This is a genomic window from Dermacoccus sp. NHGro5 (genome assembly GCF_017565385.1).
Taxonomy (GTDB): domain Bacteria; phylum Actinomycetota; class Actinomycetes; order Actinomycetales; family Dermatophilaceae; genus Dermacoccus; species Dermacoccus nishinomiyaensis.
Genome location: NZ_JAGEKQ010000002.1, coordinates 44,513 through 62,972, shown reverse-complemented (window position 1 = coordinate 62,972; position 18,460 = coordinate 44,513). Strand labels below are relative to the sequence as shown.

The 18,460-nt window shown below is 70.2% G+C and carries 16 protein-coding genes and 1 tRNA gene; 8 read left to right on the top strand and 9 right to left on the bottom strand.

The genetic code is table 11. The features are described from left to right. Positions 1-214 precede the first annotated feature (214 nt). Positions 215-287, bottom strand: a tRNA-Thr gene (locus J4Z35_RS00980). Positions 288-372: 85 nt separating this feature from the next. On the opposite strand from J4Z35_RS00980, the gene J4Z35_RS00975 reads away from it, so the two are divergent. Continuing rightward, on the top strand, positions 373-687 hold the full coding sequence (locus tag J4Z35_RS00975) for a hypothetical protein (RefSeq protein ID WP_006943710.1): 315 nt from the start codon (positions 373-375) through the stop codon (positions 685-687). A gap of 90 nt (positions 688-777) precedes the next feature. Beyond that, the gene (locus J4Z35_RS00970) at positions 778-1,659 is read left to right on the top strand and encodes a phosphatase PAP2 family protein (RefSeq protein ID WP_208065298.1); all 882 of its coding nucleotides are present in this window, start codon (positions 778-780) and stop codon (positions 1,657-1,659) included. Here J4Z35_RS00970 and J4Z35_RS00965 read toward each other — a convergent pair. From J4Z35_RS00965 to J4Z35_RS00940, 6 genes are all read right to left on the bottom strand, one after another. After that, complete coding sequence (locus tag J4Z35_RS00965; RefSeq protein WP_208065297.1) at positions 1,619-2,410, bottom strand: SDR family NAD(P)-dependent oxidoreductase; 792 nt, start codon at positions 2,408-2,410, stop codon at positions 1,619-1,621. The genes J4Z35_RS00970 and J4Z35_RS00965 overlap by 41 nt on opposite strands. A gap of 222 nt (positions 2,411-2,632) precedes the next feature. Then, positions 2,633-3,742, bottom strand: a complete 1,110-nt coding sequence (locus tag J4Z35_RS00960) for an ABC transporter ATP-binding protein (protein ID WP_243754751.1) — start codon at positions 3,740-3,742, stop codon at positions 2,633-2,635. Then, positions 3,739-4,563, bottom strand: coding sequence for a molybdate ABC transporter permease subunit (modB, locus tag J4Z35_RS00955; protein WP_347813532.1), 825 nt, complete (start codon positions 4,561-4,563; stop codon positions 3,739-3,741). Before modB ends, J4Z35_RS00960 begins: the two co-directional genes overlap by 4 nt. A 1-nt stretch (position 4,564) precedes the next feature. After that, the gene (modA, locus tag J4Z35_RS00950; RefSeq protein ID WP_208065296.1) at positions 4,565-5,365 is read right to left on the bottom strand and encodes a molybdate ABC transporter substrate-binding protein; all 801 of its coding nucleotides are present in this window, start codon (positions 5,363-5,365) and stop codon (positions 4,565-4,567) included. 66 nt (positions 5,366-5,431) lie between these two features. Next, positions 5,432-6,307, bottom strand: coding sequence for an SGNH/GDSL hydrolase family protein (locus J4Z35_RS00945; RefSeq protein ID WP_144707556.1), 876 nt, complete (start codon positions 6,305-6,307; stop codon positions 5,432-5,434). Further along, positions 6,304-6,978 carry a uracil-DNA glycosylase gene (locus J4Z35_RS00940; protein ID WP_131941587.1) on the bottom strand — a complete coding sequence of 225 codons (675 nt, stop codon included), beginning with the start codon at positions 6,976-6,978 and terminating at the stop codon, positions 6,304-6,306. Before J4Z35_RS00940 ends, J4Z35_RS00945 begins: the two co-directional genes overlap by 4 nt. 80 nt (positions 6,979-7,058) lie before the next feature. Between J4Z35_RS00940 and J4Z35_RS00935 the strand changes: the two genes are divergently transcribed. The 4 genes from J4Z35_RS00935 to J4Z35_RS00920 all read left to right on the top strand — a co-directional run bounded on the left by J4Z35_RS00935 (position 7,059) and on the right by J4Z35_RS00920 (position 12,445). Continuing rightward, entirely contained in the window at positions 7,059-7,337 is a 279-nt protein-coding gene (locus J4Z35_RS00935; RefSeq protein WP_144707555.1) for a DUF3263 domain-containing protein, read from the top strand. A gap of 312 nt (positions 7,338-7,649) precedes the next feature. Then, positions 7,650-9,287: a chaperonin GroEL gene (gene groL / locus J4Z35_RS00930; protein ID WP_006943711.1), complete on the top strand. Its 1,638-nt coding sequence runs from the start codon at positions 7,650-7,652 to the stop codon at positions 9,285-9,287. Between the two features lie 285 nt (positions 9,288-9,572). Next, on the top strand, positions 9,573-10,304 hold the full coding sequence (locus tag J4Z35_RS00925) for a PadR family transcriptional regulator (protein WP_074040797.1): 732 nt from the start codon (positions 9,573-9,575) through the stop codon (positions 10,302-10,304). Then, on the top strand, positions 10,301-12,445 hold the full coding sequence (locus J4Z35_RS00920; RefSeq protein ID WP_006943702.1) for an NADPH-dependent 2,4-dienoyl-CoA reductase: 2,145 nt from the start codon (positions 10,301-10,303) through the stop codon (positions 12,443-12,445). The genes J4Z35_RS00925 and J4Z35_RS00920 overlap by 4 nt, the downstream gene beginning before the upstream one ends. A 53-nt stretch (positions 12,446-12,498) precedes the next feature. On the opposite strand, the gene J4Z35_RS00915 is transcribed toward J4Z35_RS00920, so the two are convergent. Then, entirely contained in the window at positions 12,499-12,795 is a 297-nt protein-coding gene (locus J4Z35_RS00915; protein ID WP_006943722.1) for a WXG100 family type VII secretion target, read from the bottom strand. 181 nt (positions 12,796-12,976) lie between these two features. Here J4Z35_RS00915 and J4Z35_RS00910 point away from each other — a divergent pair, with 181 nt between their 5' ends. Next, on the top strand, positions 12,977-13,723 hold the full coding sequence (locus J4Z35_RS00910) for an ABC transporter ATP-binding protein (protein WP_083803167.1): 747 nt from the start codon (positions 12,977-12,979) through the stop codon (positions 13,721-13,723). Position 13,724: 1 nt separating this feature from the next. Next, a complete protein-coding gene (locus tag J4Z35_RS00905) occupies positions 13,725-16,268 on the top strand; it encodes an FtsX-like permease family protein (RefSeq protein WP_083603958.1) in 2,544 nt (847 codons plus the stop codon). A gap of 12 nt (positions 16,269-16,280) precedes the next feature. Here J4Z35_RS00905 and J4Z35_RS00900 read toward each other — a convergent pair whose 3' ends face one another. After that, complete coding sequence (locus J4Z35_RS00900) at positions 16,281-18,395, bottom strand: AAA family ATPase (RefSeq protein ID WP_208065295.1); 2,115 nt, start codon at positions 18,393-18,395, stop codon at positions 16,281-16,283. Between the last annotated feature and the right edge of the window lie 65 nt (positions 18,396-18,460).

Sequence of the window (18,460 nt, the reverse complement as noted above, 5' to 3'; positions counted from 1 at the left end):
GTCGGCATCATCGGCCCCCGCACGGTCGCCGCGCTGCAGTCGAAGCTCGGCATCTCCCAGGACGGCGCGACGTACCTCAACGCCCGCACCGTCCGCGCCCTGCAGGCGCACCTGAACAACCACTGATCGCGCGCCTGATCGACGACGAGGGCCCCACCGCTTCGAAGCGGTGGGGCCCTCGTCGTGTGCCCTGGCCGGGCAGGCGGGCGGTGAGAGCTGGAGATGGGACTCGAACCCACAACCACCTGTTTACAAGACAGGTGCGCTACCGATTGCGCCACTCCAGCACACTGCCGGCGTCGGCAGCCCTGTGATCTTATACGAGGCGGGTCGCGATGCCCGTCCCGTCGGGCGACGACCTACGATGAGGGCATGAATCTCAAGCCTGCAGCAGACGTCGAAACCGCACCCGTCGCCGCCCTCGGTCTCCTCGGCGGTTACCTCACCGCCCGTGAGACGGGCATCCGTCCGCTCGGGGGTGTCGTGCTCGCGCTCGCCGGTGGGTACGCGGGCCGCACGTGGCTCGCCAAGGGCGGCGCGGCCCAGACGGCGGCGCTGACCGCCGTGTACGTCGGCGGGTTCGGCGCCTCGCACCCGCTCGCGAAGAAGATCGGCGCGTGGCCGTCCGTCGTCGGGGTGGCGGCACTGTCGGCGGCGGCGTCGTACGTCCTGATCGACCGCCACTGAGCGGGCCCGCCCCCGAGGCTCGGCCTGCCTGAGTGCGCGGGGATACACTGACGTGTTTTGTTCGACGGCCGCGACGAGGTGAGGAGTGGTATGCCCGGCTCCCTCACGCCTGCCGAGCGTTCGATGCGCGACCTGACGCCGTCGCGTGACGACTTCTCGCTGAGCACCACCGAGCCGCCGCCCCGCTTCGTGAGGGCGCTCGTGCGCCCGCTCGGTGGCCGCCCAGCGCTACTCATCGAGTTGTTCCTGTTCTGGATGTTCTTCCAGTACTTCACGTTCGCGCAGGAGCACATCCGCGGAGAGCACGACGAGTCGGTCCGGCATGCGCACCGCCTGTTCGACCTGGAGCAGTGGCTGCGCATCGACATCGAACGATGGCTCAACTCATCGCTCGCCGAGGTGCCCGTCCTCGCGCAGGGCGCCGGGTACTACTACGGCATGGTGCTCGCGACGGTGCCCATCGCGCTCGCGTGGGCCTGGTGGATGAACCCGGACGGGTTCCGGCGCCTCAGACGGTTGCTCATCGCGATGACGCTGCCCAGCCTGCTCGTGTTCTGGTTGCTGCCGATGGCCCCGCCCCGGTTCGCCGTCGACGGCATGATCGACGTCAACGCCGTCTACAACATCATGGGCGGTCGCCTCGCGCGTGACCCGTCGCAATCGGCCAACCTGTACGCCGCGATGCCGAGCCTGCACTGCGCCTGGTCCACCTGGGTCGCCTACGTCGTGTACGACACGTGGAAGCGGCGCCGGCCCGTGTGGGCCCGCGCCGCCTGGCTCTACCCGCTCGTCACGTACTGGGACGTCATGGCGACGGGCAACCACTTCGTCCTCGACGTCGTCGGTGGCATCGCACTCTTCGGTTTCGGCCTGCTGTACGTCAACCTGCTGCGCGGGGCCGAGGTGAAGATCTGGGACGAGGATCCGTGGTTCACTTCGGCGGCATACGCAGCGCACCGTCGAGACGAATGACCTCACCGTTGAGCAGCGGGTTCGCGACGATGTGCTCGACGAGCGCCGCGTACTCGCTCGGGCGGCCGAGGCGCGAGGGGTGCGGCACGACCTTGCCGAGCGATTCGCGCGCCGCTGCCGGCAGCCCCGCGAGCATCGGCGTCTCCATCGTGCCGGGCGCGATCGTCATGACGCGGATGTGGCTGTCGGCGAGGTCGCGGGCGGCGGGGAGCGTCAGCCCGACGATGCCGCCCTTGCTCGAGGCGTAGGCCGCCTGACCGATCTGGCCGTCGTAGGCGGCGGCGCTGGCCGTCATGACGATGACGCCGCGGTCACCGTGTGCGTCCGGTGCGCCGTCGTCGGTGGGGGAGGGCTCGTTCGCGACCATCGCCTCGGCGGCCAGACGCAGCAGGTTGAAGGTGCCGACGAGGTTGATGTCGATGACGGTGCGGTACTTCTCGAGCGCGTGGACGCCGTTCTTGCCGAGCACGCGCCCCGGGGTGCCGACCCCGGCGCAGGCGACGGCGATGCGCAGCTCACCGAGTTCGGCGGCGGCGTTGACGCCCTGGCGCACCTGCTCCTCGTCGCGCACGTCGGTGGGGACGAACAGGGCGCGCTCGCCCAGGTCGTCGGCGACGGCCTGGCCGTTCGAACTCGGTAGGTCGGCGATGACGACGGCCGCGCCGTCGGCGTGCAGGCGGCGGGCGGTGGCCTCGCCGAGGCCCGAGCCGGCACCGGAGATGAGAGCGACGGTGTGCTGCGTGATCTTCATGTGACGCACTCTAACGAGCGGTGCGAATGAAATGTGGGGTGGGTCACCCTTGTCCCCGCGGCGCCTGGCTCGTCGTGTCGCTCCGACGACGCGGCGGCCCCGTCTCCCTGCGCCCAGATGCACCTGCGTGCAAAAGCACCCGGGGTGCATCTGGGCGCAAGAGGGTCGGGCGAGGCCGTCGCGATGGTGCAGGAAGGCAGGAGGTGCTCGCGCGCTGGGGGCTCAGCGGTACAGCGTGACGTCCGTGGCCTTGACGCTCGCTGCGACGTGCGAGCCGCGGTGCAGGCCGAGTTCGGTGACGGCCTCGAGCGTCACGTCGGCCACGAGATCGGCCGCGACGCCTGCGTCACCCCGCAGGTGCACGCGGGCCGACGTCCCGGTGTGCTCGATCTGCTGCACGACGAGCGGCCAGGTGTTGCGGGGCGATCCGGCGGGCACCTCGCGCCACAGCGAGACCGCGGTCGGCGCGAAGGCCGCGAACGCCCGCTCGCCCGACGGCGGCACGTCCGCGGCCATGATGCGGGCGCCACCCGGTGTCGTGATGGCGCGACCGTCGCTCGTCCCTCGCCACAGGTTGAGGCCGACGACGCGGGCGGCGAACGCCGTGCGCGGATAGCGCACGACCTCCTGCGGCGGGGCGAGCTGCGTCACGCGCCCGGCTTCGAGGAACAGCAGCCGGTCGGCGAGCGTCAGTGCTTCCAGCGGGTCGTGAGTGACGAGCAGGGTGACGGCGTCGGTGCGCGCGAGGCGCTCGCCGAGCAGCGCGCGCAACTCGTCGCGGCCGCTCTGGTCAATGGCCGAGAGCGGCTCGTCGAGCAGCAGCACCCGAGGGTCGAGGGCCAGTGCGCGGGCCAGAGCGACGCGTTGTGCCTGGCCTGACGACAACTCGTGCGGACGGCGGCTCGCGAGGTCGGCGATGCCCACCTGCTCGAGCTCCTGCCGGGCACGACGGCGCGCGGCGGAGCGCGATACGCCCCGGGCCCGCAGCCCGAACGCGACGTTCTCGAGGGCGTCGAGATGGCCGAAGATGTCGCCCGCCGCGGTCATGAGACCCACCTGACGGCGGCCGGGGGGCACGGCGTGACCGCGCCCGTCGTCCCAACAGGCTTCCCCGACGCGCAGCTCACCGCTCGTGAGATGTTCGAGGCCGCTGATGCCGGCCACGAGCGTCGACTTGCCGCTGCCGTTGGGGCCGAGAACCCCGAGCACCTCGCCCGGAGCGCACGTGAACGCGGCCTCGAGCTCGAACGAGCCGCGCCGCATCGTGCCGGCGAAGCTCAGCCCCTCCGGTTCGGGCGTCTCAGGCGGTTCGGGCGAGAAAGACGGGTTCATCGCGCACCGCTCCAGCGTCCGCGCAGCACGGCGAGCACGACGAGGCAGATGCCGAGCATGAGGGCCGCGAGAGCGGTCGCGGCGTCCTGGCTGATGTCGAGCGCCTGATACACCGCGAGGGGGCCCGTCTGGGTCGTGCCGGGGAAGCTGCCGGCGAAGGTCATCGTCGCCCCGAACTCACCGAGAGCGCGCGCCCAGGAGAGCGTCAGCCCCGCGAGCAGGCCGGGCGCCGCCATCGGGATGAGGACGCGGCGCAGCGTGTACCAGCGGCTCGCGCCGAGCACGGTGGCGGTGCGCGCCCACCGAGCGTCGATGCCGCGGAACGCGCCTTCGGCGGCGACGACGAAGAACGGCATCGCGACGAACGTCTCGGCCAGCACGACGCGCACCCACGAGTAGGGCAGCGACGTGCCGAAGCTGTCCTGCAGCACCGTGCCGATGAGGCCGCCGCGCCCCCACGCGTCGAGCAGGGCGACACCGGCGACGACGGGCGGCAGCACGAGGGGGACCGTGACGAACGCCCGCAGCCACGCGGCGGCACGCCCCCGCAGGCGTGAGAGCCACCAGGCGAGAGGGGTGCCGAACAGTGCGGACAGGGCTGCCGTCGTCGTCGTGGTGCGAAGCGACAGCAGGAGAGCTTCGCGTGTGCCGGCGGTCTGCAGGTCGGCGGCGAAGTGCGACCAGCGCACCTCCAGCAGCAGCGCGACGAGCGGGACGACGACGAACGCGACCGCGACCGCTGCGAACACCCCGAGCACCACACCGCCGGCATCGGGGGCGCGGCGGGTGGGGCTCGTTCTGCTGGCGCTGGGGGCGCTCACGTCAGCTCGGCGAGCCGAACCCGGCGTCGCTCAGCACCTTGCGGCCCTCGGCGCCGGTGATGAGCTGCACGAACTGCTTGGCGTACTCGTTGTTGCTCCACGTCGCGATCGGCAGCGTCGTCTTGACGTTCGAGCCGGACGCGATATCGACGCCCGTCACCTTGTCACCGGCGGCCTTGACGTCCGTGCGGTACACGACGGCGGCGTCCGCGTCACCGGAGGAGACCTTCGCGAGCGTCGACTTGACGTTCTGCTCGTAACTGACGACGTGCGCGTGGACGTGCGCCTTCGTCAGCGCTTTGTCGGCGGCGCGCCCGCACGGCACGGTCTTGGCGCACAGCACGGTGTTGACCTTCGCGAGGCTCGCGAGGTCGGTGACGTCGCCCGGGTTGCCCTTGGGCGTCGCGATCTCGAGTTCGTTCGTCGCGAAGTCGGTCCAGGTCTTGCCCTGCGTGATGTCGGCCGGCATCGTCGTCGGCGTCGTCGTGTCGGCCATGGCGACGACGTCCGCCGGTGCACCACCCTTGAGTTGGCGCGCGATGTCCTGGCTGCCTGCGAAGCTCATCTTGATCTCGACGCCGGGGTGGTTCTTCTCGAAGTCCTCGGCGAGCTTGGTGAAGCTCTCGGTGAGCGAGGCCGCGGCGAGGACGGTGATGGTCTTGCTCGAGCTCGCCGTGGCCGAGGAACTGCCGGCGGCGTTCGAGCCCGACGAGTTCGTGCTGCTCGACCCGCCGCAGCCGGACAGACCCAGCACGGCGGCGGATGCGGTGGCGGCGGTCGCCGTCGTGAGGGAACGATTCATCCTCGTGGCCTTCTGTCTCTCGGTGGGCTGATCGGATCGGTTCTCGGGGCGAGGACGCCGGGGTGGTCAGGCCCGTCGGAACAGCTCGGCGGCGACGCTCGGGTCGATCGGCATGGGGTGGGGGCGTTTCGCCTCACGCCCGTCACCCGAGCTCGTGCCGCGCAGGCGGCGTTCGATCCACGGGCCGAAGTATTCCTTCGACCACTCGGCGTTCTCTGCCAGGCGCTGACGGGCGGGCTTCGGTTCGAGCGGCGGGAGCAGGTCGAGCCAGTCGCCCTCGGTCGGCAGGCCCAGCGTCCACGCCGCCTGCTGCGCGACACGGCGGTGGCCCTCGGGGGAAAGGTGCAGGCGGTCGGCACCCCACATGCGCATGTCCCGCAGTGCACGCATGCCCCACACGTCGAGCACGTAGCAGTCGTGCCGCTGCGCGATGCCCCACAGGTTCGCGATGTGCCAGCTGATGCGCGGTCGCAAGCGGGTCATGATCTTCGAACCCGTGGGGTTGACCATCGTCGCGAGCATGACGTCGGCCCCGGCGTCCTTGAGGCGGACGACGGCGGCCTCGAGCTGGTCGGCGACGTCGTCGAGGTCGACGTTCGGGCGCATGATGTCGTTGCCGCCGCCGACCACGCTGACGAGGTTGGGCTGCATCGCGAGCGCGGCGTCGAGCTGCGGGCCGACGACGTCGGCGAGCAGCTTGCCCCGGATCGCGAGGTTCGCGTACTCGAATCCGTGCCCAGCGCCGTCGGCGACCTGAGCGAGGTCGACGGCGAGCCGGTCGGCCCAGCCGAGGTAGGCGTCGTCCTGACGCGGGTCGGGGTCGCTCATGCCCTCGGTGAAGGAGTCACCGATGGCGACATAGCGCCGCCACGTCCGCTCGTGGCCGCTGCGGGCCGCGGGCGCCTCGTCGGAGGTATGGGTGTCGGGGGTCGTGTCTGTCACGGGATGCGCCAATCGATCGTGTGCGTGCCGAGTTCTTCGAGCAGGGCGTTGGTGCGGCTGAACGGCTTGCTGCCGAAGAAGCCGCTGCGGGCCGACAACGGTGAGGGGTGGGCCGACTCGACGGTCGGCGTGTCGCCGAGATGCGGCGCGAGTGAGCGCGCGTCGCGCCCCCACAGGATGGCGACGAGGGGCTGCTCGCGCTCGACGAGCGCGTTGATCGCGGTCGCGGTGACGTGCTCCCAGCCCTTGCCGCGATGGCTCGCCGGCTTGCCGGGCTGCACCGTCAGGACGCGGTTGAGCAGCAGCACCCCCTGATCGGTCCACGCCGACAGGTCACCGTGCTCGGGTGGGGTGATATCGAGGTCGTCGTGCAGTTCGGTGTAGATGTTCGCGAGGCTGCGGGGGATGGGCCGCACGTCGGGTGCGACGGCGAAGCTCAGGCCGATCGGGTGCCCGGGCGTGGGGTACGGGTCCTGGCCGACGACGAGGACGCGCACCTCGTCGAACGGCTGCGTGAACGCGCGCAGCACGGCGTCGCCCGCAGGCAGGTAGCCGCGCCCCGCGGCCACCTCGTCACGCAGGAACGCCCCCGCGGCGGCGATGTGCTCGGCGGCGGGCGCGAGGGGTTCGACCCAGCTCGGGTGGACGAGTTCGTCGTACGGACGAGGCATGTGTCCAACCTATCGCGCGGGTCTGACAACCCGCCCCGAGCGCGGTTGGAACGGGCCGGGCGGCCTCGTATCCTGAGCGGATGGCCATGATCGAGACCCCCGCGGGTGCCCACGTGCCCGGTGACGCCGACGCGCCCGGGCTGAGCGAGCGCGACCGTGCGATGCTCGCCTTCGAACGCGAGTGGTGGAAGCTGCCCGGCGCCAAGGAATCGGCGATCAAGGAGCGCTTCGGGCTGACGAGCACGCAGTACTACCAGCAGCTCAACAAGCTCGCCGACACCGAGGCGGCGCTCGCCGCGGATCCGTTGCTCGTCAAGCGGATCCAGCGACGCCGCGCGGGGCGTCGACGCACCGTCTGAACCGCGGCTCAGCGCGCCGCCACGTCCCCGCATGTCGCCGCTCTCGTGGCGCCGCAGCCCATCTTGGCAGCCGCACGACAGACGTCGGGGTGCCGCTATGAGCGAACAACACGCGGGTGCGTGCGCGGAGGGTTTGCACTCGGTGGGGGCGAGTGCTAATCATGGGGTTAGCACTCTGATCGTGAGAGTGACAAAAGCCTGACTGCAGCAGTGAGGGTTCGGGGCGCGCCGACATGACCGGCGCGTGATCGGGTCCGTCCGTCGCGGGCGCTGATGTGGTCGATCCGAACGTCACGTGGAGGAACCACAGCCATGGCCAAGACCATTGCTTTCGACGAGGAGGCCCGTCGCGGCCTCGAGCGCGGCATGAACACGCTCGCCGACGCCGTGAAGGTGACCCTCGGCCCCAAGGGCCGCAACGTCGTGCTGGAGAAGAAGTGGGGCGCCCCCACGATCACCAACGACGGTGTCTCGATCGCCAAGGAGATCGAGCTGGAGGACCCGTACGAGAAGATCGGCGCCGAGCTCGTCAAGGAAGTTGCGAAGAAGACCGACGACGTCGCCGGTGACGGCACGACGACGGCCACCGTCCTCGCCCAGGCGATGGTGCGCGAGGGTCTGCGCAACGTCGCGGCCGGCGCGAACCCGATGGCGCTGAAGCGCGGCATCCAGACGGCCGTCGACGCCGTCAGCAAGCAGCTGCTCGAGCACGCCCAGGAGATCGAGACGAAGGAGCAGATCGCTGCGACCGCGTCCATCTCCGCCGCTGACCCGCAGATCGGTGAGCTCATCGCCGAGGCGATGGACAAGGTCGGCAAGGAAGGCGTCATCACGGTCGAGGAGTCGAACACGTTCGGCCTCGACCTCGAGCTGACCGAGGGCATGCGCTTCGACAAGGGCTACATCTCGGGCTACTTCGTCACCGACACCGAGCGCATGGAGGCCGTCCTCGACGACCCGTACATCCTCATCGTCAACTCGAAGATCTCGAACATCAAGGACCTGCTGCCCGTCCTGGAGAAGGTCATGCAGTCCGGCAAGCCCCTCGCGATCATCGCCGAGGACGTCGAGGGCGAGGCCCTGTCGACGCTCGTCGTCAACAAGATCCGCGGCACGTTCAAGGCCGTCGCCGTCAAGGCTCCCGGCTTCGGCGACCGCCGCAAGGCGATGCTCGGTGACATCGCTATCCTCACGGGCGGCCAGGTCGTCTCCGAGGAGGTCGGCCTCAAGCTCGAGTCGACCGAGCTCGACATGCTCGGCCGCGCCCGCAAGATCGTCGTGACGAAGGATGAGACGACGATCGTCGAAGGTGCTGGCGACGACGAGCAGATCAAGGGCCGCGTGGCGCAGATCCGCGCCGAGATCGAGAACTCCGACTCCGACTACGACCGCGAGAAGCTGCAGGAGCGCCTCGCGAAGCTCGCCGGCGGCGTCGCCGTCATCAAGGCGGGTGCCGCGACGGAGGTCGAGCTCAAGGAGCGCAAGCACCGCATCGAGGACGCTGTGCGCAACGCGAAGGCAGCCGTCGAGGAGGGCATCGTTGCCGGTGGTGGCGTCGCGCTCATCCAGGCGACGAAGGACGCCGAGTCGGCCTTCTCCGCTCTCGAGGGCGACGAGGCGACGGGTGCGAACATCGTTCGCGTCGCTGCCGAGGCTCCGCTCAAGCAGATCTCGACGAACGCGGGCCTCGAGCCGGGCGTCATCGTCGAGAAGGTGCGCTCGCTTCCCGCCGGTCAGGGTCTGAACGCTGCGAGCGGTGAGTACGTCGACATGATCGCCTCGGGCATTATCGACCCGGCGAAGGTGACGCGTTCGGCGCTGGAGAACGCTGCGTCCATCGCGGCGCTGTTCCTCACGACCGAGGCCGTCATCGCTGACAAGCCGGAGAAGAACGCCGGCGCTGACGCTGCGGCGGGCATGGACGGTGGCATGGGCGGTATGGGCTTCTGACAAAAGCACGTACGCCACGGCTGGCGCCCCCCGAGCGAATGCGAGGACGGGGGCCGGCCGGAGCGGAGTGTGAGGAAGAAGCCCGAGAGAGCATGGGCTTCTGAGAAAGCGCGCCTCCACGGGCTGACGCCCGCCTGAGTGAATGCTCGGGCGGGCGTCAGCCTTTTGTCGTCCAGGGAGCACTTCCTCTCGCGATGTTGCCCGGGATTCGGGGCGCCGCGCCTCGAATCGCGGGGCAACATCGAGGCGGTTGACATGCGCATCTGCGCATATGAAACTAAGTGCATGTCGTTGCAGCATGCGTTGCTCGTGTCCCTCGCCGAGCGCGAGGCGAGCGGGTATGACCTGACGCGGCGCTTCGACCGTTCGCTCGGGTTCTTCTGGAGCGCGACGCACCAGCAGATCTACCGCGTCCTCGCCAAGATGGCGGACGCAGGCCTCGTCGAGGTCCGCACCGAGGCGGGCGAGGGTCGCCCCGACCGTCGCGTCTACACGATCGCCCCGGCCGGTCGTGCGGAACTACTCGCGTGGACGCGCACACCCACCCCGAGCGAGACGCTGCGCTCCGAGTTCGCCGTCAAGGTGCGCGGCATGCGCTTCGGCGACGCAGACGCCGTCGTCGCCGACATCCGCCGTCATCGCGACGAGCACGCCGCCCAGCTCGCCTACTTCGAGGCCAACTGCGCGAGGCACTACCCCGATCCGTCATCCCTCAGCGACGAGGAGCGTCCGACCTACGCCGTCCTGCGCGGGGGAATCCGCACCGAACGCGCCATGCTCGAGTGGTGCGACGAGATGGTGGCGCTGCTGAGCGGCGAGACGCTGCCCACCCCCTGCGTGCAAGTGCATCCGGGTGCCCCTGCACGCAGGGGTGAGGACGGTGATGAGGACGGAAACCTGAACGTGGACGTCGACGGGAACCTCGCGGCGAGCGTCGCCGTGGACGACAGACCGCATGGCGTGAAAGACAGACCGCACGACAACGAACGCACCCCAGCACCCGGGAGAACACGATGAGTTACGAGCACCTGCTCAGCCCCCTCGACGTCGGCGGCATCACGCTGAAGAACCGCGTCATGATGGGCTCGATGCACACCGGCTTCGAGGACAAGGCTAAGGACTTCCCGCAGCTCGCGCGCTACTTCGCGGCACGTGCGGAGGGCGGCGTCGCGCTCATGGTGACGGGTGGTTTCGCGCCTAACATCACCGGCCAGCTCGGGCCGATGGGTTCAATGCTGACGGCGAAGCGGCAGCTCGGGCGGCACAAGCTCGTCACCGACGCCGTCCACGAGCACGACGGGCGCATCGTCATGCAGATCCTGCACGCGGGCCGCTACGGCTACACGCCCTGGAGCAAGAGCGCGTCGAACAAGAAGTCGCCGATCACGCCGTTCGGCACGCGCGCGATGAGCACGAAGGACGTCGAGAAGACGATCCGCGACTACGCGAACTCGGCGCGCCTCGCGAAGGAGGCCGGCTACGACGGCGTCGAGATCATGGGCTCCGAGGGCTACCTCATCAACCAGTTCCTCGCCGCCCGCACGAACGACCGGACCGACCGTTTCGGTGGCTCCGCCGAGAAGCGCATGACGCTGCCGCGCGAGATCGCGCGCGCCGTCCGCGATGCCGCCGGCGACGACTTCCTCGTCCTGTACCGCATCTCCGTGGCCGACCTCGTCGACAACTCCCAGACGTTCGAGGAGATCGCGACGCTCGCGCAGCACCTGCAGGGTGACGTGTCGATGTTCAACTCCGGCATCGGCTGGCACGAGGCGCGCATCCCGACGATCGTGACGTCGGTGCCGCGCGCCGCGTTCGCGTGGGCGACGGGCAAGCTGCGCGCCGAGGTCGACATCCCCGTCATCGCGAGCAACCGCATCAACACCCCCGAGGTGGGCGAGCAGATCATCGCGGACGGTCTCGCGGACATGGTCTCGATGGCGCGTCCGCTGCTCGCGGACCCCGACTTCGTCAAGAAGGCGCAGGCGGGCCGCGCCGACCTGATCAACACGTGCATCGCGTGCAACCAGGCGTGCCTCGACCACACGTTCAGCGGCAAGAAGGTGAGCTGCCTCGTCAACCCGCAGGCCGGACGCGAGGGCGAGCTCGTCCTGCTGCCCGTGCCGAAGCCGCGCGCCAAGCGCGTCGCCGTCGTCGGCGCGGGCCCCGCCGGGCTTGCCGCCGCGACGAACCTCGCCGAGCGCGGCCACGACGTCACCCTCTTCGAGGCACGCGACCACCTCGGCGGTCAGTTCCGTCTCGCGATGAACATCCCCGGCAAGGAGGAGTTCGCCGAGACGCTGCGCTACTTCATGACGCGGCTGGACGAGTTGAAGGTGGACGTCCGCCTCTCGACACGCGCCGACGCCGAAACGCTCGACGGTTACGACCACGTCGTCCTCGCCACGGGCGTGACGCCGCGTCGCCCCGCCATCGAGGGCATTGACCACGCGAAGGTCGTCATGTACGACGAGTTGTTGCGCGGTGAGAAGGTCGCCGGTGAGCGCGTCGCCGTCGTCGGTGCCGGTGGCATCGGCTTCGACGTCAGCGAGTACCTGCTGCACGAGCCGCACGAGAACCTCAAGCACTGGATGGAGCGCTGGGGCGTCACCGAGTCGGAGAACGTGCCCGGCAACATCGTCGAGAAGGTCACGGAGAGGCCGCGCCGCCAGGTCTACCTCGTGCAGCGCAAGCACACCGCGCTCGGCAAGGGCCTGGGCAAGACGAGCGGCTGGGTGCACCGTCAGACGCTCAAGGACTCGAAGGTCGAGTTCATCGGCGGCGCCACCTACGACAAGGTCGACGACGCCGGCCTGCACCTGACGATCACGCCCGCACCGCCGCGCGCCGTCGGGCCGCTGACGAAGGCGTCGAAGAAGACGGGCCTGCCCCTGACGATGGTGCCGCAGCTCAAGGCCCTCGACGCGAAGTACGCGAGCGTCCCCGCCGAGGCGAAGGCGAAGTTCGAGGGCCAGGAGCCGACCAAGCGCGTGCTCGACGTCGACACCGTCGTCATCTGCGCAGGTCAGGAGTCGGTGGCCGATACGTTCGGTCTCGACCCGGCGAAGGTCACCGTCATCGGCGGCGCCGACGTCGCCGCAGAGCTCGACGCGAAGCGCGCCATCAAGCAGGCCACGGAGCTTGCCGCGGCGCTGTGACGAACCGTCGGGCCCGACACGTCGTCGGGCCCGACGGCCGGGAGGTGCCGCGCTCAGGCGGTGACCCAACGGCGCACGTTGTTGTCCTCCGCCGTCGAGTACTCGCTGCTCGTGAGGTGCAGCGTCGAGCTGATCGTGTCGAGCGTCGACTTCAGCTTGTTCATGTCGGTGTTCCACGTCGTCATGAGCGAGGTGAAGTTCGTCTGCGCCGAACCCTTCCACTGCGTCTGCAGCGTCGTCAGCTTCGTGTTGAGGTTCGTCAGCGACGTCTCGAGGTCGGTGACGAGCGTCGCGGTGTCGGTGCCGTGAGCGGAGATCGCGTCGGAGTCGACGGTGTACTGCGATGCCATGATGTGCCTTTCGTGGGGCGCGCGGGCTGCTCCCGTGGCGCTTGCCTCCGACGGTAGGCCGACGGCGCCCACCCGTGCTTCGGGCCGTCCACAGAGCCACGCAGCCGTCACAGCTGTGGATGAACGAGCCTGTCTCGCGGCCCGGGGGACGGTTGTCGGAGTGGACAGCTACCTTGGCATCATGACGAAGCGTGTGGTGGCAGCCGAGGCCGACGGCCTGACGATGGCCTACGGCGAGGGTGACGCACGGGTGCTCGCCCTCGACGGGGTGAGCCTCGAGCTGTTCGAAGGGGAGTTCACCGCCGTCATGGGCCCGAGCGGCTCGGGCAAGTCGACGCTCATGCACTGCCTCGCGGCGCTGGAGACGCCGTCGTCGGGGCGGGTTTTCATCGGTGACATCGAGGTCAGCTCCCTCGACGACAAGCGCCTCACGCGCCTGCGGCGCGACCACATCGGCTTCATCTTCCAATCGTTCAACCTCGTGCCGACGCTGACGGCGCGCGAGAACATCATGCTGCCCGCCTCGATCGCGGGCAGAAAGGTCGATCAAGAGCTGTTCGACGACGTCATCGACGCCGTCGGCCTGCGCGAACGGCTCGGGCACCGTCCGAGCCAGCTGTCCGGCGGCCAGCAGCAGCGCGTCGCGTGCGCGCGGGCGCTCGTCACGCAGCCCGACATCATCTTCGCGGACGAACCGACCGGCAACCTCGACTCCCGCTCGGGCGAAGAGGTGCTGTCGTTCCTGCGCCGCAGCGTCGACCGACTCGGCCAGACCATCGTCATGGTGACGCACGACCCCGTCGCCGCGGGCTTCACCGACCGCGTCGTCTTCCTCGCGGACGGACGCGTCGTCGACGAGATGCGTGAGCCGACGTCCGAGCGCGTCCTCGATCGCATGAAGGCGTTCGACGCCGCCGCGAGGCGCTGACGTGCTCACCACCTCGCTCAAGGCCGTCTGGGCGCGCAAGCTGCGCCTGCTCATGAGCACGTTCGCGATCGTGCTCGGCGTCGCGTTCGTCGCCGGCTCGCTCATGTTCACCGACTCCCTCAACCGCGCGTTCAGCGGCATCATGAACGGCACCGTCGGCGACGCCACCGTGCGTGCCACCCAGGACGCCTCGCAGCACTCGCGCGGCGGCGACACGCGCACGATCGGCCCCGACGTCCTCGCCAAGGCGCGCTCGGCCAAGGGCGTCGCGCAGGTCGACGGCGTCGTCTCGTCGATGAGCGCCACCGTCCTCGCGAAGAACGGCAAGGTCATCGGCGGCCAGGGGGCGCCCGCGTTCGGGGTGAACTACCACGACGCACGCGCCGCCGACGGCGTGCCCGGGCTGCACATCACGCAGGGGCGGGCACCGACGTCGGCGAGGGAGATCGCGCTCGATGCGAAGACAGCCGAACGCGGCGGCTACCACCTGGGCGACACCGTCAGCATCCTGACTTCGGGCCAGACGCCGCGCTGGTCCGGCCGGCTCGTCGGGTACGCGAGCTACGCGAACGGCTCGATGGTGGGCTCGACGCTCGCGGTCGTCGACACGAAGACTGCGCAGCAGTTGTTCCTCGACGGCAAGGACGCCTACACCTCGTTGTGGGTCCAGGCGCGCCCCGGGGTGTCGCAGAGCACCGTCGTCGAGCAGATCAAACCGTTCGTGCCGAAGGGTTTCGAGGCGGTCACCGGCAAGCAGGCCTCCGACGAGGCCGCGAGCGGCATCAAGAAGGCGCTGTCGTTCATCACGACGTTCCTGCTCGTGTTCGCGGGCGTCGCGCTGCTCGTCGGCTCGTTCCTCATCGTCAACACCTTCGGCATCCTCGTCGCGCAACGCAGCCGCGAACTCGCGCTCCTGCGGGCACTCGGCGCGTCGTCACGCCAGGTCCTCGCCAGCGTGCTCGTCGAAGCGCTCGTCGTCGGCCTCGTGGGTTCACTCGTCGGCATCGGGGTCGGCGTGCTGCTTGCGAAGGGCATCTCGGCGCTGCTCTCAGCGCTGGGCGCCGACATCGACACCGGTGGGCTCGTCCTCGAACCGCGCACAGTGGCGGTGTCGCTGCTCGTCGGGCTCGGCGTGACGGCGCTCGCCGCCTGGCTGCCGGCGCGGCGAGCCTCGCGCATCTCACCGATCGCGGCGATGCGCGACGACCAGGTCGAACCCGAGCAGACGGTGCGCCGCCGCGCCGTCGTCGGCGCCCTCGTCTTCGTCGTCGGTGCAGCCCTGGCCGCCTGGAAGCTCGCGGCCGACACCTCGATCTGGGTGTTCGTCGCAGGCATGGTGCTCATGCTGTTCGGCACGATCTCGGCGACGCCGGTGCTCGCGCGTCCCGTCGTGCGTGCGATCGCCGCCGTGGCGCGCCCGCGCTCGGGAATCGTCGCACAGCTCGCGGCCGAGAACAGCCTGCGCAACCCGCGCCGCACCGCGGCGACCGCGTCGGCCCTCATGATCGGCATGGCGCTCGTGTCGATGATGACGGTGTTCGGCGCGTCCGCCTCGGGCAGCGTCGATGCGCTCATCGCGAAGAACTTCCGCGGCGACTACGTCGTCAGCGGGCAGTTCTCCGAGCCGATCTCCGCCTCCATCGCGACGCGGATGCGCAGCGTCGACGGCGTACAGACCGTCTCGCGCCTGCGTCTCGGTGACGGCACGTTCAACGATGCGCCCGCGACGATCGAAGGCGTCGACGCCGCCACGTTCCGTCAGGTCGCACCCGTCGAACTCGACTCCGGCAAGGACGCCCTCGACGATCGCTCCGTGCTCATCTCGTCGGAGAAGGCGAAGGCGTACGGCATCACGGTCGGAGACGTGACGCGCCTGACGATCGGCAGGGCGAACGTCAAGCGCCTCACCGTCATCGGCATCTTCGACCGTGACGCGAGCCCGCGCGCGGCGGACTACGTCGTCAGCATGCCGACGTTCGAGACGGTGGGCGGCTCGACGAAGGACAACACCCTCTACGTGCTGCGCCGACCCGGCGCGGATGCGGCGAACGTCAAGAAGGGGCTCGACTCGGTCGTCGCCGATCTGCCGACCGTCACGGTCAAGGATCAGGCCGGCTACGCCGCCGAGCAGCGAGCCCCGATCGACACGATGCTGGTGCTCATCTACGGCCTGCTCGGTCTCGCCATCGTCATCGCGGTGCTCGGCATCATCAACACGCTCGCGTTGTCCGTCATCGAACGCACCCGCGAGATCGGCCTGCTGCGCGCCGTCGGCCTCGCCCGCTCGCAGTTGCGCTCCATGGTGCGCCTCGAGGCGGTGACGATCTCGCTCGTCGGCGCCGTCATCGGTGTCGTGCTCGGCACGATCTTCGGGGTGTTGTTCCAGCGCACGCAGGCGAACTCGGGCGTCGACGTGCTCGTCATCCCGTGGCTGCGGCTCGCGCTCTTCCTCCTGCTCGCTGCCCTCGTCGGCGTCCTCGCCGCCTGGTGGCCGGCACGGCGCGCCGCGAAACTCAACGTTCTCGCCGCGATCAGCGCGCCGTGATCGGGTGCGCTCTCACGACGTCAGCGGCGCCGGGATCGGGCGCGCGTGGACGACACTCAGGGCGCTGACGGCGCGCGTCAGCACGACGTAGAGACGCCGCAGGCCGGTCGCCTCATCGGGTTCGGCGTCCGCGATGTCGGCGGGTTCGACGACGATGACACGGTCGAACTCGAGGCCCTTGGCGACCTGCGCGGGCACGAGCTCGATCTGATGGTCGGCGTCGTCACCGTGATCCGCGCCGAGGCGCCCGAAGCCGATGCCGGCGTGTGTCAGTGCCTCCGCGATGTCGTCGAGCGCGCCGGGGACGGCGATGACGCCGACCGACCCGGGCGTCGTCGTCGCATGGCGCACCGCATCCGTGACGGCGGCCGCGAGCGCGTCGGGGCCAGTCTCGACGAGGTCGAGTTCGCCGCGGTTGCTGCGCACGGACTGCGGTGCGGCGAGGCCGGGCGCGATGACGGGCAGCAGCTGCGCGGCGTATTCGATGACGGCAGCGGGCACGCGAAAGCCCTGCAGCAGCTCCTCGAGGTGGAAGTCGCTCTTGCCGAGGTGTGTCATCGTCGCAGTCCATGACCCCGGTGCCCACGGCGTCGTCGCCTGCGCGACGTCACCGAGCACCGTCGCCGAGCCCGTCGAGCAGCGGCGCCCGACGCCGCGCAGCTGCATCGCCGACAGGTCCTGCGCCTCGTCGACGATGACGTGCCCGAGGCTGGTCGTGCGTTCGATGCAGTCGGCGGCCTCGTCGAGCAGCGCGAGGTCGGCCGGCGACCACTTGGCGGACCCCTTGGTGCGCGGCGGCTTCTCCCACACCGCGCTCGCTTCCTCGTGCGGGTCGAGGTCGCCGTCGGCGCACTCGTGCAGGAAGTCGGCGTCCGACAGGAGGCGGTGGACGACGCCGGCGGCGTCGAGCTGCGGCCACAGGGCCTTGACGTACGCCTTCACCGGCGCGCTGCGGGCGATGGAATCCTGGACGCGATCGTCGGGGGAGTCGCCCGCGGCCTCGAGCTGCAGCATGACGCTGTGCGCGAGGCGCTGCGCCATCATCGCCCGCGCGGCCTCGTATCGCACGCCGCGCGAACGGAGTTCGGCGACGATCTCGGCCACCTCGTACGCGGGCACCCGCCAGCGTCGCGCGCCACGGGGGACGACGAGCGCCTCGTCGGGGTGCCCGACGTGGGCCCACACCGCGCGGTGGATGATGCCGGCCCACCGCGCATCGCCCTTGAGGACGGCGACCTGCGCCTCGTCCGCGCCGCGCACGAGCCAGCGTCGGTTCTTCGGGGTGTCGTCGCGGTAGCTGCCGTCGAGGAGCGTCTCGATCGTCGCGTGCGCGACGCGCGCCTCGCCGAGCGACGGCAGCACCGCGGAGATGTGGTCGAGGAACGCCGCGTTGGGGCCGACGACGAGGACGCCGGCGCGATCGAGGCGGGCACGGAACGAGTACAGCAGCCACGCCGCGCGGTGCAGGCCGACAGCGGTCTTGCCGGTGCCGGGCGCGCCCTGGATGCAGACGGTGGTCGCGACGTCGGCGCGCACGAGCGCGTCCTGCTCGGGCTGGATCGTCGAGACGATGTCGCGCATCGGGCCCGAGCGGGGGCGTTCGATCTCGGCGGCGAGGATGTCGCTGCCCGCCCGGTCGTCGGCGCCCGCCTCGTCGGTGCCCCCAGGAGCATCGAGACACTCGTCCTCGTACGCCGTCAGCTCGCCGCGTTCGACGCCGAAGCGCCGCCGCAGCGACACGCCCATCGGTTCGGCAGGGGAGGCGCGGTAGAACGCCGTCGACACGGGCGCCCGCCAGTCGATGACGAGCGGGTCGCCTGCCTCGTCGGAGACGTGGCGGCGCCCGACGTAGAGCTCCTCGAGGCGCGCGGCGTCACCCGCGGCCGGGTCGCGCCAGTCGATGCGGCCGAAGAAGAGCGTCGTCGACGGGTCGTCGGTCAGCGCCGCGACGCGGCGGGCGAGCGTCGCCCCGAGCGCCTCGCTGCTGACGGCGTCGCTGGCCCGCGACGCGTCGAGCGAGGCGGCCGAATCGCGCATGCGCGCGAGTTGGGCGCGTGCGGCGGCGAGGTGCGCGCGTTCGTGGTCGAGGACGGGGTCGAGCGCAGGCTCGAGCACGGGAGCGGGCATGGCGAACCACCTTCGGGGGCAGTGGAGGCAGAATCCCTCACTCTACGCCTGGCACCCGTTGCGGG